13 protein-coding genes are annotated in these 13,784 nt (G+C 58.1%); 3 read left to right on the forward strand and 10 right to left on the reverse strand.

Annotated elements, in window-relative coordinates:
- Positions 1–2 precede the first annotated feature (2 nt).
- The 6 genes from AC2FD9_RS07825 to AC2FD9_RS07850 are packed head-to-tail and all read right to left on the reverse strand — an operon-like array spanning position 3 to position 7,507.
- The gene (locus tag AC2FD9_RS07825) at positions 3–1,454 is read right to left on the reverse strand and encodes an aldehyde dehydrogenase family protein (protein WP_282170151.1); all 1,452 of its coding nucleotides are present in this window, start codon (positions 1,452–1,454) and stop codon (positions 3–5) included.
- 33 nt (positions 1,455–1,487) lie between these two features.
- Positions 1,488–3,086, reverse strand: a complete 1,599-nt coding sequence (locus tag AC2FD9_RS07830; protein WP_496836219.1) for an ABC transporter ATP-binding protein — start codon at positions 3,084–3,086, stop codon at positions 1,488–1,490.
- Complete coding sequence (locus AC2FD9_RS07835) at positions 3,083–3,904, reverse strand: ABC transporter permease (protein WP_496836221.1); 822 nt, start codon at positions 3,902–3,904, stop codon at positions 3,083–3,085. The genes AC2FD9_RS07830 and AC2FD9_RS07835 overlap by 4 nt, the downstream gene beginning before the upstream one ends.
- The gene (locus AC2FD9_RS07840; protein WP_496836222.1) at positions 3,901–4,848 is read right to left on the reverse strand and encodes an ABC transporter permease; all 948 of its coding nucleotides are present in this window, start codon (positions 4,846–4,848) and stop codon (positions 3,901–3,903) included. The genes AC2FD9_RS07835 and AC2FD9_RS07840 overlap by 4 nt, the downstream gene beginning before the upstream one ends.
- A gap of 40 nt (positions 4,849–4,888) precedes the next feature.
- Entirely contained in the window at positions 4,889–5,959 is a 1,071-nt protein-coding gene (locus AC2FD9_RS07845) for a ligand-gated ion channel (RefSeq protein WP_496735071.1), read from the reverse strand.
- 60 nt (positions 5,960–6,019) lie between these two features.
- Positions 6,020–7,507, reverse strand: a complete 1,488-nt coding sequence (locus AC2FD9_RS07850; protein WP_496836224.1) for an ABC transporter substrate-binding protein — start codon at positions 7,505–7,507, stop codon at positions 6,020–6,022.
- 169 nt (positions 7,508–7,676) lie between these two features.
- On the opposite strand from AC2FD9_RS07850, the gene panB reads away from it, so the two are divergent.
- The 3 genes from panB (at position 7,677) to glpK (ending at position 10,901) form a co-directional block, all read left to right on the forward strand.
- Positions 7,677–8,516 (forward strand): 3-methyl-2-oxobutanoate hydroxymethyltransferase, encoded by an 840-nt coding sequence (gene panB / locus AC2FD9_RS07855; RefSeq protein WP_496836225.1) that lies wholly within the window; start codon positions 7,677–7,679, stop codon positions 8,514–8,516.
- A complete protein-coding gene (gene panC, locus AC2FD9_RS07860; protein WP_282170145.1) occupies positions 8,513–9,355 on the forward strand; it encodes a pantoate--beta-alanine ligase in 843 nt (280 codons plus the stop codon). The genes panB and panC overlap by 4 nt, the downstream gene beginning before the upstream one ends.
- A gap of 67 nt (positions 9,356–9,422) precedes the next feature.
- The gene (glpK, locus tag AC2FD9_RS07865) at positions 9,423–10,901 is read left to right on the forward strand and encodes a glycerol kinase GlpK (protein WP_282170144.1); all 1,479 of its coding nucleotides are present in this window, start codon (positions 9,423–9,425) and stop codon (positions 10,899–10,901) included.
- Between the two features lie 13 nt (positions 10,902–10,914).
- Here the strand turns inward: glpK and smpB are convergent, their stop codons facing one another.
- The 4 genes from smpB to AC2FD9_RS07885 form a co-directional block, all read right to left on the reverse strand.
- A complete protein-coding gene (gene smpB / locus AC2FD9_RS07870) occupies positions 10,915–11,391 on the reverse strand; it encodes an SsrA-binding protein SmpB (protein ID WP_058272887.1) in 477 nt (158 codons plus the stop codon).
- Between the two features lie 47 nt (positions 11,392–11,438).
- A complete protein-coding gene (gene idi / locus AC2FD9_RS07875) occupies positions 11,439–11,981 on the reverse strand; it encodes an isopentenyl-diphosphate Delta-isomerase (RefSeq protein ID WP_058272886.1) in 543 nt (180 codons plus the stop codon).
- A 208-nt stretch (positions 11,982–12,189) separates the two neighbouring features.
- A complete protein-coding gene (locus AC2FD9_RS07880) occupies positions 12,190–12,603 on the reverse strand; it encodes a c-type cytochrome (protein WP_058272885.1) in 414 nt (137 codons plus the stop codon).
- 113 nt (positions 12,604–12,716) lie between these two features.
- Complete coding sequence (locus AC2FD9_RS07885; protein ID WP_496836230.1) at positions 12,717–13,730, reverse strand: P1 family peptidase; 1,014 nt, start codon at positions 13,728–13,730, stop codon at positions 12,717–12,719.
- Between the last annotated feature and the right edge of the window lie 54 nt (positions 13,731–13,784).

Genomic DNA, 13,784 nt, shown 5'->3' on the forward strand with positions numbered 1-13,784 from the left:
CTCTAACCATGGTACGCCGCGACCGTTTTCAACTGTGAAAAGCCATATAGGGCCTCGAACCCTTTCTCGCGGCCGTGTCCGGATTTTCCGACACCGCCAAATGGTAGCTCTACGCCACCACCCGCGCCGTAGTTGTTGATGAACACCTGGCCCGAGCGCAGTTGCTTTGCCAGCCGCATCTGCCGTGCGCCGTCGCGGGTCCAGATGCTGGCGACCAACCCGTAATCGGTGCCGTTGGCAATCTTCACCGCGTCTTCTTCGGAATCGAATGGGATCAGCACCTGCACGGGACCGAAGATCTCATCCTTGGCCAGACAGTGATCCGGCGGAACGTCCGCAAAAAGGGTCGGCACAACATAGGCTCCTTCGGACGGCGCACCGTCTACGATCTGTCCTTGCCCTGCGACGGTCAGGTCTGCGCCTCTGGCCAGAAAGTCCGAAACGATGTCCTTTTGACGGGCCGATATCAGCGGGCCGACGCGCAGATCGTCCCGCGCAGGGCCAACGGTCAAATCTGCATAGGCCGCTGCCATACGATGTTTGACCTGATCATAAACCCCGCGCTGCACCAAAATGCGTGACGAGGCCGAGCAGGTTTGTCCGGCATTCTGAATGCCCGCATTCACCAGAAAGGGCAGGGCCGCATCCAGATCGGCATCGTCAAACACCAGTTGAGGTGACTTCCCCCCAAGCTCCAGCGTCACAGGAATCACGTTTTGCCCCGCTGCCTGCTGCACCAGCGCCCCAGTAGCGACTGACCCGGTAAACGAGACGTGGTGCACGCCCGTATGGCCCGCCAAAGCCGCCCCCGCCTCGGCCCCCAACCCGGGGACGACATTAAGGGCACCGGCCGGTAAACCGGCCTCTTGCGCCAGATGCGCAAAGGCCAGCGCGGTCAGGCAAGCTTCTTCCGCAGGTTTCAGAACGCAGGCATTGCCCATCGCCAACGCAGCCCCAACCGACCGCCCAATGATCTGCATCGGATAGTTCCACGGAACGATATGCCCCGTCACGCCGTGCGGTTCCCGTAAAGTATAGACGGTGTAGCCATCCAGATACGGGATGGTCTCGCCCATGACCTTGTCCGCGGCCCCACCATAGAATTCGCAATACCGTGCCAACGCAACCGCATCTGCGCGTGCCTGCGTCAGGGGCTTGCCGACATCCATGGCCTCTAGCGTGGCCAGGTCCTCGACACGCTCCAAAACCATCCTTCCCATACGCGTAAGGATACGGCCCCGCTCCAGCGCAGTCTTTCGTCCCCAACCCCCATCAATCGCAGTCTGAGCAGCCTTGACCGCAGCAACAACATCATGCGCGCCGCCCCTTGCGATCTGGCAGATCTCTGAGCCGTCAGAAGGATTGATCAAAGGCAATGTTTGTTCGGAGGTTGGCGGCACCCAATTGCCGCCGATCAGACACAGGCTTGGATCAAACCAAAGGGGGCTGGACATGAGATACTCCTATATTCGGCTCTAATATGCGGTTCACGCCACATCACGACCAATGTCTGGCAGCACTGGCGCGGCATTGATCAGGTTTTTCGTGTATTGGTGTTTCGGATCAGAGAAGACGCTTTCGGTATCGCCTTCTTCGACGATCTTTCCGGCCCGCATCACCATAACGCGGTCAGTGATGGTGCGCACGACGCTCAGATCATGGCTGATGAACAGATAAGTCAGATCATAGGCCTCACATAGTTCGGCCAACAGGTCGAGAATCTGCGCCCGGACCGACACATCAAGGGCGGAAACAGCCTCGTCAAACAAGATCAGTTCGGGCCGGATGATTAAGGCACGGGCGATGGCAATGCGCTGTCTCTGACCGCCCGAGAATTCATGAATATACTTACCAGCGTCATCCGGGCTGAGACCCACCGCTGTCAACATTTCAGCGATCCGGTCCTGCCTCTCGGACCCCATTACAGGAGCATCGAGCAGATGGAACGGTTCAGTGATCAGCCGGGCCACGCGGTGACGTGGATTGAAGCTGCCATAGGGGTCCTGAAAGACCACCTGCATCTTGCGCCGCACGGCGAGGTTGGGATTGTGACCCGAAAAGACAGCCTGGCCATCCAGACGAATGTCACCACCCTGAACTTCTTCAAGACCCAGAATTGCCTTTGTTAGGGTCGATTTTCCACACCCCGACTCGCCGACCAGGCCCAGACGTTCTCCGCTATTGAGCGTAAAGCTGACTTGGTCCACTGCCCTGTGGTGCCCCGGTGTATCAAACAGCCCCTTGCGAGGCAGACGATAGTCGCGAATGACATTTGTCGCTTCAAGCAAAGGGCGGGATTTCGCGGGTTCGGGCAGGGATACCTGATGCCCCGAAGCCTTGAACAGCATACGGGTATATGGATGCTGCATGTGGTGTAGCAGATGGGCAGTGGCCCCAGATTCGACCACTTCGCCATGGCGCATAACAACAATTTGGTCGGCCATATCCGCAACCACGGCAAGATCATGGGTGATCATCAACAGCCCCATGTCGTATTCCGACACCAGCCCTTTTAGAAGCTTGAGGATTTGCGCCTGCGTTGTCACATCTAGCGCTGTGGTCGGCTCATCCGCGATCAACAGCTTGGGACGCAACGCGATCGCCATCGCAATCACGACACGCTGACGCTGCCCCCCGGACAGTTCGTGCGGAAAGCGGGACAGCGGGAAGCGATCCGGCGGCAGGCCAACACGGGTCAGAACTTCCTCCGTCCGGTCACGCGCCTGTCTGGGCGGCATGGCCTTGTGGATCAGGATAGTCTCCATCACCTGATCGCCAATGGTTTTGACCGGGTTCAGTGCGGTCATAGGTTCTTGGAACACCATACCGATCGCGGCACCGCGCAAGGCACACAAATCGTTTTCATCGCGGTCTAACATATCTGAGCCGTTCAGCCGGATGGCTCCGGTTGTCTTTGCTCCGTCCGGCAAAAGCTGCATCACCGCGAGCGCGGTCATCGATTTGCCCGATCCGCTTTCCCCGGTCACGGCCACGATCTGACCGGGCGCAATGGACAGATTGACCTGTTTCAGGATGTTCGTGCCGAGAATGGACAGCGTCAGGTTTTCGATCTCAAGCAAACTCATGCGCGCGCCACCCTGATCCGGGGATCCAGCCAATCGCGCAACCCATCTCCCAGCAGGTTCAACCCAAGCACCGTGACAATGATCGCCAGACCCGGAATCAGAGCCAAATGTGGGGCAAAACTGACCATTGTCTGCGCATCTGCCAGCATCCGGCCCCAACTTGGCGTGGGCGGTTGCGCGCCCAGACCGACATAGGACAGACCAGCCTCAGCCAGAATTCCCAACGAGAACTGGATGGTGCCCTGAACGATCAGAAGGTTGGCGACGTTAGGCAGGATATGCTCAGCCGATATCCGTGCCGCACCTTTGCCCGAAACGCGCGCGGCCAGGATGAACTCCCGCTCCCATAGAGATAGCGCTGCGCCGCGAGTGATGCGTGCAAAAACCGGGATGTTGAAAATGCCAATGGCGATGATCGCATTTATCGCACCAGCACCAAACACAGCAGTGATCAGGATGGCGATGACCAGAGACGGGAAGGCAAAAACCAGATCGTTGCCGCGCATGATCAGCTCGTCCAGCGCCGACCCTTTGCGCGCAGCCGCTGTCAGGCCCAAGGGCACGCCCAGCGCCATGCCAATCCCCACCGCCACCAAAGCCACGGCAATCGAGGTACGGGCACCGACCATGATCATCGAGAACATGTCGCGTCCGAAATGATCCGTGCCAAACCAATGCTGCGCGTTGGGAGGCTGCAGTTTGTCGGGGATGTTCAGCGCAGTGTAGTCATAGGGCGTCCAGACAAATGAAACCGCCGCCGCCAACAGCACCAGCGAGGACAGACAAGCCCCAAGGATCAGGCTCCGGCTCCGGCTCATGTCCGGCTCCTTAACCTTGGATCAACGGCGGCATAGGCAAGATCGACCAGAAAGTTCACGGTGATGACCGCAAAGACCAGCAGCATCACCACGGATTCCACCACAATCAGATCGCGGGCCGAGATTGCCTGAAACACCAATCGTCCGAGGCCGGGCAGATAAAAAACTTGTTCGATGATGATTGATCCCGCCAGCAGGAAGGAAAACTGTAACCCGATGATGGTTAGAACCGGGATCAGTGCGTTTCGCACGCCATGCCGCCACAGGGCCTGACGCCGCGACAACCCCTTGGCACGTGCGGTGCGCATGAAGTCTTCACCCAATATATCCAACAAAGACGACCGCATGACTCGCGCCAGAATGGCCGCCTGCGGCAGGGCCAGCGCGATTGCGGGCAGCGTCAGTGAATGCATTCCGGTCCAGAACCCCATATCCCAGCCTGCGAACCCTCCGGCATTGAACCAGCGCAGGTTGATGGCAAAGATTAGGACCAGCATCATCGCGAACCAGAAATTCGGCACTGCAATGCCCAGCTGTGTTGCCCCCATTACCGTCAGATCGCCCGGTTTGCCCCGGCGCGCGGCGGCGTAGATGCCTACAGGAAACGCAATCGCGGTAGACAGGGTAAGCGCATACAGAGCCAGAGGCAGCGAGACCCACAGCCGATCCGCGATCATCTGCGATACTGGCGTGCGATAGGTGTAAGAGGTTCCGAAATCCCCCACCATCATCCCGCCAACCCAATTGAAATACCGCTGCGCCTTGGAGACATCCAAACCCAACTCGGCCCGCAGAGCGGCAAGCGTATCTTCTTGAGCATTGACGCCCAGCATGAATGACGCAGGATCGCCGGGCGCCACCTCAATCACGGCAAATATGACCACCGAGGCGACGGCGAGGCTGATCACCAGCGATATCAGGCGTTTGAGGGCATAGCGAAGCATCGAGGCCACGTTAGGGGTGCGTGCTCTGCGGGTCCAGCACCTATGGAACCAGAAGATACGCAAAAACCGCATAGCCAACGATTGCGGCGTAACCCAGCGGGTAAATCCACTTGATGGCGTAGTTATCCAGCTTGCGCGCCCCGGATTCGCGACCCGAGACTTTGAGCCTGCGCAAGGCGACATTGAACACAATCAATGCGCCGGTCATCAGGAACATGCATTGCAGAACGAAATCCAGAAATGTCAGGTATCCAAGCTTTGGCAGATCAGCAGAAATCGCCCAATTGAAAGCTACGAATACCAGCAAGTTTCCTCCGGCAATTTCGATCCTTTTGCGGTATTCATCAAGAAAGAACAGTGCCCAGCCAACCGAGATCAGCACCAGCATTGGCAGAAACACCCGAATGACATAGTAGGTCAGATGCCGGTGGCCTTCGAAGATCAGCGCAACCTGATCGCTGTCCTGACCGGAAAGGCCCGTGACCTGAGAGGTTTCAAGCCGCGCATTGTCCAGAATCCACTCTTCTTCGCCCAGCAGGTCACCAAGGCCCGAGAACTCGTTCATCGGATGATAGGACACATATTGGGATGGAAAGATCGAAACGACCTCGAAATGAAACTCCTGTGTGTCGAAAGGGTATTTCCGAAAATCGAAATGTGGGGCCTGTAATGTCAGCGAGGATTTCTCGACATACAACACCCGCCCGTCATATCGCAGAGAGGCGGCGGCTTCGTGAATCCACTTGTTGGATTGTTGGTTGTGAATGACGAATGCTGGTACCACCGTCCCGATCTCAGCGGCATGATCGGCCAGCGCCGGGGGGTTGAAAACCCGGAAATCGCGCCCCAGCTCTTGCCGGTCAAAAGCCAACGCAGGGTCGGTCCACTCAACACGCAGCACAACCACGGCACCGTAGTTTTCGGCCTTCTGGTCAACGCTGGTGATCTGATCTATTCGAATACCGATACCAACATCCAGCGGGTTCTCTGGCGTCCCGATGGGCGTGTCCAACCGACTGTCCAGAATGTTCTGCGCCACAACCGGTTCCACAGTCGTTGCCGCCAGGGCAACGGTCACAAAAACCAGAAACAGGACACGAAACAAAATCATCCTTGACTCACTCGACAACATTAAATGCAAGGGCCGTGAACCAGCGGCCCCTGCCTTGAGTCACTCGGACCAGCTGATCTGCGTCAGATCGATTGCGGCCGTGGGCGCGTTTTCCCACAGGCCCTGAACTCCGGCTTTGGCCACGCCCAGCTTGGCCAGTTGAAACAGGTACCCGTTGACGTAGTCGTCTGCGATCAGGCGCTGTGCCTCACCCAGCAGACGGGTGCGTTCTTCTGGGTCTGTCGTCGAATTCAACGTGTCCATCAGCGCCTGGAAATCCGTACTGTCATACTGGAAGTAATAGTCAGGACGCGCATAGATCCCGATATCCATAGGCTCGGTATGACTGACGATGGTCAGGCCGAAATCCTTGCCTTTGAACACCGATTCCAGCCACTGAGCCCATTCAACGTTGATGATATTGGCCGTGATCCCGACCTCGGCCAGTTGGGCGGCCACAATCTCACCCCCGCGGCGGGCATAGGATGGGGGCGGCAAATGCAGCGTCGTTTCAAACCCTTCCGCATATCCAGCATCGGCCAACATCTTAGCGGCCTTCTTGGGGTCGTAGGCCGAGTTCCCGGTCAGATCAACATAAGCCGGATTGTGCGGCGCGAAATGGGTGCCGATGGGCGTGCCGTAGCCAAACATCGCTCCGTCGATAATCGCCTGACGGTCAATCGCGTGGGCCAATGCCTGACGCACTTGGATATCATCGAAGGGTGGCATCTTGTTATTGGTGGACAGGATGGTTTCCCCTTCAGTCGAACCGACAAGCACCTGAAAGCGCGGATCAGCCTCAAATTGCGGCAGGTTTTCCGGCGCAGGGAAATTGTCGAACACGTCGATATCCTCGGCCATCATGGCCGCAAAAGCCGCCGTCGGGTTCGAGATGAACTTGAACGTAGCAGTCTCTAACGCAGGCCGATCGCCCCAATATTCTGGGTTGCGATTCAGAGTGATACTGTCGCCCTGCACCCATTCACCAAAGGTAAATGCGCCGGTTCCGACGGGATTGGTCTTGATGCCCTCGATACTATCGGGCGCGACAATAACCGCATCACCCCAGGCCAGGTTGAACAGGAAATTCCCGTTTGGCTCAGACAGGGTCACCTTGACGGTCAGCGGGTCGACCACCTCGATGTTTTCAATCCCGGCAAACAGGGCCTTTTGCGCATTTGCGCTATCCTCGGATCGGGCGCGGTCCAGGCTGAACTTGACGTCCTCAGCATCCATCGTGGTGCCGTCGTGGAAGGTAACCCCATCGTGCAGTTTGAAGGTATAGACCTTGCCATCTTCCGAGATTTCCCAACTTTCAGCCAGACCAGGAACCACCGATCCGTCACCCATAAACCGGGTCAGGCCTTCGAAGATATTGGTGTAAACCACCGAATCGATAGCCTGTGCTGCTGCACTGGTCGGGTCCAGATGCGGCGGCTCTAGTTGCAACGCTATGGTAATGTCGGATTTAGCGAAAACCTGTGTACCAAACAGGCTGGCGCTAACCGCCAGCACCGAAGCAAAGGACCGAAATGTCTGCTTTGTCATGTAAATTACTCCCCACTGAAAATGGAAACCTGCGTTTTTTTGGGCCGTACTGCACCCAACTTCCCTTTAAACCTTAGGTCATTCAAGGAAATGTTCGCGCAACCGGGGTTTCTATAGCCCGCTCCCATCTGTTATGCCGCGCTGCAACATGACAACCGGAGGAGCGACAATGAGCGCCACCGCCCGTAAAAAAGCCCCGAATGCCCAGGATATTCGCGCCCGCAAAGGCGGCGAGCCGCTGGTCAGCCTGACAGCCTACACCACACCGATGGCGCGGTTGATGGACGATCATTGTGATTTCGTTTTGGTGGGCGACAGCGTCGGCATGGTGTTGCACGGGCTGGAATCGACGCTGGGCGTGACGATGGAGATGATGGTGATGCATGGTCAGGCCGTGTCGCGCGGTCTGGAAAGTGCGATGATGGTCATCGACATGCCCTTCGCCAGTTACGAGCACTCACCTGCCGAGGCCTTCCGCAATGCCGCCCGGCTGATGTCCGAAACCAGCGCGGGCGCAGTTAAGTTGGAAGGCGGCGTCGAGATGGCCGAGACCATCCGCTTTCTGGTCAAGCGCGGGATTCCAGTGATGGCGCATATTGGCCTGACGCCGCAATCGATCAACACACTTGGCGGCTACAAGGTTCAAGGTCGCGACGAACAGGCCGAGGCTGTACTGGCCGATGCACGCGCTGTGGCCGAGGCGGGCGCGTTCTCGGTCGTTCTTGAAAAAGTACCGCAGAAGCTGGCCGATCAGATCACCGGCGAAATCGCGATCCCAACAATCGGAATCGGAGCCTCGGCGGGGTGCGACGGTCAGATTCTGGTTGTCGACGACATGGTTGGCTTTTTCACCGCCTTCAAACCGAAATTCGTCAAACGCTATGCTGAGCTTGGTCCATTGGCCGAAGCCGCCATTGCAGAATATGCTACCGAGGTGCGCGCACGAACCTTTCCAGCGGACGAACACGTCTTTTCCGATCAGGCCCCGACCAAAGGACCAAAGACATGACCGCCCCAATCTTTCGCCGTCTGGCCGACCTGCGTGCGTTGACTTCGGAATGGAAGCGGAAGGGTGAAGAGATCGGCGTGGTTCCGACCATGGGCGCGCTGCATCAGGGGCACCTGTCACTGGTTGAGGCCGCCAAGGCGGGTTGTGACCGGGTGATCGTCACGATCTTTGTGAACCCCAAACAGTTCAACAACCCCGAGGATCTGGCAAAGTACCCGCGCACCGAGAACGAGGATGCGCAGAAACTGGCCCCCTACGGCGTTGATGCGATCTACGTGCCGGAACCCGAAGAGATTTACCCGCAGGGCTTTGCCACCACCGTTTCCGTCGCGGGCCTGACCGATGTGATGGAAGGTGAATTCCGTCCCGGACATTTCGACGGCGTTGCCACAGTTGTGGCCAAACTGTTCCTGCAAACGCAGGCGGATAGAGCCTATTTTGGGGAAAAAGACTATCAGCAGCTGATGATCGTGACCCGAATGGCGCGTGATCTGGACATTCCGACCGAGGTTGTTGGCTGTCCCACGGTGCGCGAGCCCTCGGGTCTGGCCATGTCATCGCGCAACCTGCGACTGTCGTCCGAAGGGCTGGATATTGCCGCCCACAAAAACCGGATCATGCGGGAATTGGCGGCCGCCCTGAAAGACGGCGCGCCGTTTGATCCTTTGGCTGCACGGGCCGAGATTGATCTGCTGGCCGCAGGCTTCACGCAGGTGGAGTATTTTCAACTGCGGTGTGCCGAAACGCTGGACCCAATAGCCCACGCAAACCGGCCTGCCCGCCTGTTCGCAGCAGCCTGGGCGGATGGTGTGCGGCTGATCGACAATATTCCTGTCTGAACACACTGGCACGTTCGTCATTGTTTGCGCTAAAGTCCCGCAAAACCAAACGACGGGGGGCGCAGGCGTGACCTACATTCTTGCCATTGATCAGGGCACCACATCATCGCGGGCAATTCTGTTCGACGCTGAGATGCAGCGCGCAGGCACCGCGCAGCACGAATTCACTCAGCACTTCCCGCAGGAAGGCTGGGTCGAACACGACGCCGAGGAAATCTGGGACAGCGTCCTGCGGGTTTGCCGCGAAGTGATGGATAGCGTCGGGATAACCTCTGATCAAATCGCGGGTATCGGCATCACCAACCAGCGGGAAACCACCGTGGTCTGGGACCGCACAACCGGCGAACCCATCCACAACGCGATCGTCTGGCAGGACCGCCGTACCGCCGAGATCTGCGCGCGCTACAAGCAGGCCGGGTGCGAGGATGACGTGACCGCCCAGACTGGGCTGCTGCTGGACCCCTATTTCTCGGGCACCAAAGTTAAATGGTTGCTGGACACCGTGCCGGGTGCGCGGGACCGGGCCGAGGCCGGAGAGCTGATGTTCGGCACCATCGACAGTTTTCTGATCTGGCGCCTGACAGAAGGGCGCAGCCACGCGACGGATGCCACCAACGCGGCGCGCACGCTTCTGTTCGACATCCACAAGGGCGAATGGAGCGCCGAAATCTGTGATCTGCTGGACGTGCCGATGAACATATTACCCGAGGTTCGAGATTGTGCCTCGGATTTTGGAAATACGACCCTATTTGGGGGAAATATCCCGATTCTAGGTGTTGCCGGTGATCAACAGGCCGCCACAATCGGGCAGGCCTGTTTCCAGCCGGGCATGATGAAATCCACCTATGGCACTGGTTGTTTTGCTCTTCTGAACACAGGGGATAAGCCGGTCGAGTCGAAGAACCGCCTGTTGACCACCATCGCCTATCAATTGGACGGCAAACGGACCTATGCGCTGGAAGGGTCAATCTTTGTGGCCGGTGCAGCGGTGCAATGGCTGCGCGACGCGTTGCAGATCATCGAGAACGCCCCGGAAAGTGGCGAGCTGGCCCAAAATGCAGACCCGAACCAGCATGTCGTGCTGGTGCCCGCCTTTACCGGCCTCGGCGCACCGTATTGGAAACCAGACTGCCGGGGTGCGGTGTTCGGCCTGACCCGCAACTCGGGTCGCGCCGAATTTGCACGGGCCACCTTGGAAAGCATTGCCTACCAAACACGCGACCTGTGGCACGCCATGCAGGGCGATTGGGGCGCCGCGACCGAGGTCACTCTGCGCGTGGACGGCGGTGCGAGCGCCTCGGACTGGGCGATGCAGGGGTTGTCGGATTACCTCGGTGCGGAGGTCGACCGACCAGTCATGCAGGAAACCACAGCGTTGGGCGCGGCCTGGCTGGCTGGAATGCGCGCTGGGGTTTACCCGGACCAACAGGGATTTTCGGAAACCTGGGCGCTGGATCGTCGGTTTGAACCCGAACTGTCCGCCGAAGAGCGTGATGCCGCCTATGACCGCTGGAAACGTGCGGTATCAGCTGCGATGGCGTTCTGAGAGGTATGAAGGGTCAGCTATGATCCTTCATCAACCGCTGCTTTTGTCGTGACCAGTCACGCTTGGCCTGGGTTTCGCGCTTGTCGTGGTTTTTCTTACCCTTGGCGATACCGATTTTGATCTTGGCCTTGCCCTTGTGGTTAAAATACAGAACCAGCGGCACCAGTGTCATGCCTTTGCGCTGGGTCGCGTTCCACAGGTTCGACAATTCCTTACGTGACACCAGCAGTTTGCGCCGGCGGCGTTCCTCGTGCTTGAACGATTTAGCCTGCTCGTAAGGGGCGATATAGCTGTTGACCAGCCACAGCTCGCCATCATCGACTGAGGCATAGCTTTCGGCGATGTTCGTCCCACCTACACGCAGGGATTTGACCTCGGACCCTTCCAGCATGATGCCGCACTCAAGATCGTCCTCGATTGCGTAATCGAAGCGTGCGCGCCGATTTTCGGCGATGACTTTGTAATTCGGGTCTGTCTTTTGCTTAGCCATGACGCGTTGATCTATGCGGCTTGGGCGGCCCTTGCAAGGCGTAGCCGTCAGGAGGTGGCCGAGATAATCAGATCAGGTCCGAAAATCGTATCGGCGTGATTGTGCAAATAGATCTTGAGCCACGGTGTAAATCGCTCGGGATAGCGCTGCACTTCGGCCAGAAGATCGTGGTAATCGACCCAGCGAATTTCCATGACCTCTTCCGGGTTGGGCTCAATCTTCAGCGGGCCGCGCACATGGGCCAGAAAGATGTCGACCACTTCGTGCTCGATCATGTTGTTGCCGACATCGGCGTGATACTCCAGCCGGTGACGGTATTCCGGGTAAAGCCCGGTAATTCCCAATTCCTCGCGCAGCCGGCGCACCGCGCAGACAGACGGTGTCTCACCCCAGTCGGGGTGGGTGCAGCAGGTATTCGCCCAAAGGCCAGGGGTATGATATTTGCCCAAAGCCCGACGCTGCATCAAAATTTCGGTCCCACGCACGACAAAGACAGACACCGCCTTGTGCCGCAGGCCTTTTTCATGCGCCTCAAGCTTGTCCACTGGGGTCAACTCGCCATCAACCCAGGCCGGGATCATGATTCCCATCTGTCGTCTCCTGCTGCCGATCCACCCGAAGGGCCGGAAATTCGAAATTGGCTGCCACCGGGTCGGCTTGGCTCTGCGAATTTATGCGTGCAATGCATGAAATACCGCGCGCTTTCAAATTGGCGCTGTTCAACGCGGTTATCAAGCGCACGAAAGGCCGCAGGGGCTGCGGCCTTTTGTAACCTCAAACGGTGTTTGGTCTGCGGTTTTATTCGCCAGAAACACTTACGATATAGGCGTAAACATCCTCGGCACCCTTCTTCAGCTTGAAGGTCATCTTGGATTTGGCCGAAGTTTCACCCAGATAGTCTTTCAGAAACGCCTTAGGGTCCTTTGCGTATTCAACGAATGTCGTTTCGTCCCAGACCAAACCGTTTTCACCAGCGGCAACGATGCTGTCACCATATTTGAACTCTTCAACGGTGCCTGCGGTCCGGCCTGCAATCCCATACAGGTTTGGACCGGTTTTACCTCCCTTTACGATGACTTCACCCTCAGGATCGGCAATCTGGTGACAGGATTTGCACTTGTTAAAAGTCTTCTTTCCGGCTTCGGCGTCACCTTCGGCATATGCGGGAAGGGCCAGAAGGCCGACGATTGCGGTCGCGAGAATGCGATTCATAGCTTTTGCTCCGATACGAATTGGCTGCACCGAATGGACCGTCGGCGCAAAAAAGAGTCAACGCGCAGATTGCCGCGCGAGGGCACTGTGCCACTGCGGCATATAGGCCGTCCTTAACTTAAGTCATGTAAGCCAGACCAACAGGGTAAAAGATCCCCCGCCGCTGGCGAGGCAAGAAATACGGCCCGCGCGATGGCCCGCGACAGACAGATCGAAGCCACATGGCCAAGAAGCCCCAGTTCAGCCTCTGGAAGGTCGTGATTGCCTGTGCTGACGCCAAACACCAGATCGCCATCGCCTGGTGTGTGCGCGGGAACAATCGCCCGCGCGATCCCGTCATGGGCAGCCACCGCCAACCTATGGCATTGCGGCTTGGACAGCGCCGCGTCAGTGGCAACAATTGCGATGGTGGTGTTGGCCTTGTCCGGCTGGGCGGGTCGCATTGCTTTGGCCTTGCGACTGGTCAAGACACGACCAAGACCCGTGTTGGAATCAGGTCCTAATCCTCCGAATTCGTCGCCGATTTCAAACGGAGCGGCCCAGAAATGGCGGTCACCCGGCGTGGTGACACTGCCGAGCGGATTGGCAGCAACCAATGCGCCAACCGTGACCCCGTTTTCCATCACAAACGAGGCGGATCCGAGCCCACCCTTTTGCATGGCAGCCAAGGCACCAGTCCCTGCGCCAGCAGTACCCAGATCGAACTGATCGGACGCGCCCTCGAATGCGTGACGCCCAAGCGCACGATAGGGGTTCTCGGCCCAGGCTTTGTCGCCACCATTAAGCAGGTCAAACAGGATTGCACCCGGAACGATGGGGACGACGACATTGCCAACCTCAAACCCGCGGTGTTGCGCCCTAAGCGCGTCAGCTACCCCGGAACAGGCGTCCAGGCCAAAGGCCGAGCCACCGGACAGAACGATGGCATCTACGCGCGACACGGTTTTGTCAGGCGCAAGCAGGTCGGTTTCCCGCGTGCCCGGCGCACCGCCCATCACGTGAACGGAGGCCGTAAAGGGATTGGGTGCCGTCAGAACGGTTGCGCCGGATTTGAGCGCGTCATCCTGAGCGTTTCCAACCAAAAGGCCGGGAACATCAGTGATCAGGTTTCTGGGTCCGGAGGTCATTGCATTTTTAGATGCTGGAGCAGAAGAGCGCGCAGGCGCGCTGCCTCCGGCGGG

The sequence above is a fragment of the Ruegeria sp. YTSC230 genome, assembly GCF_059609665.1.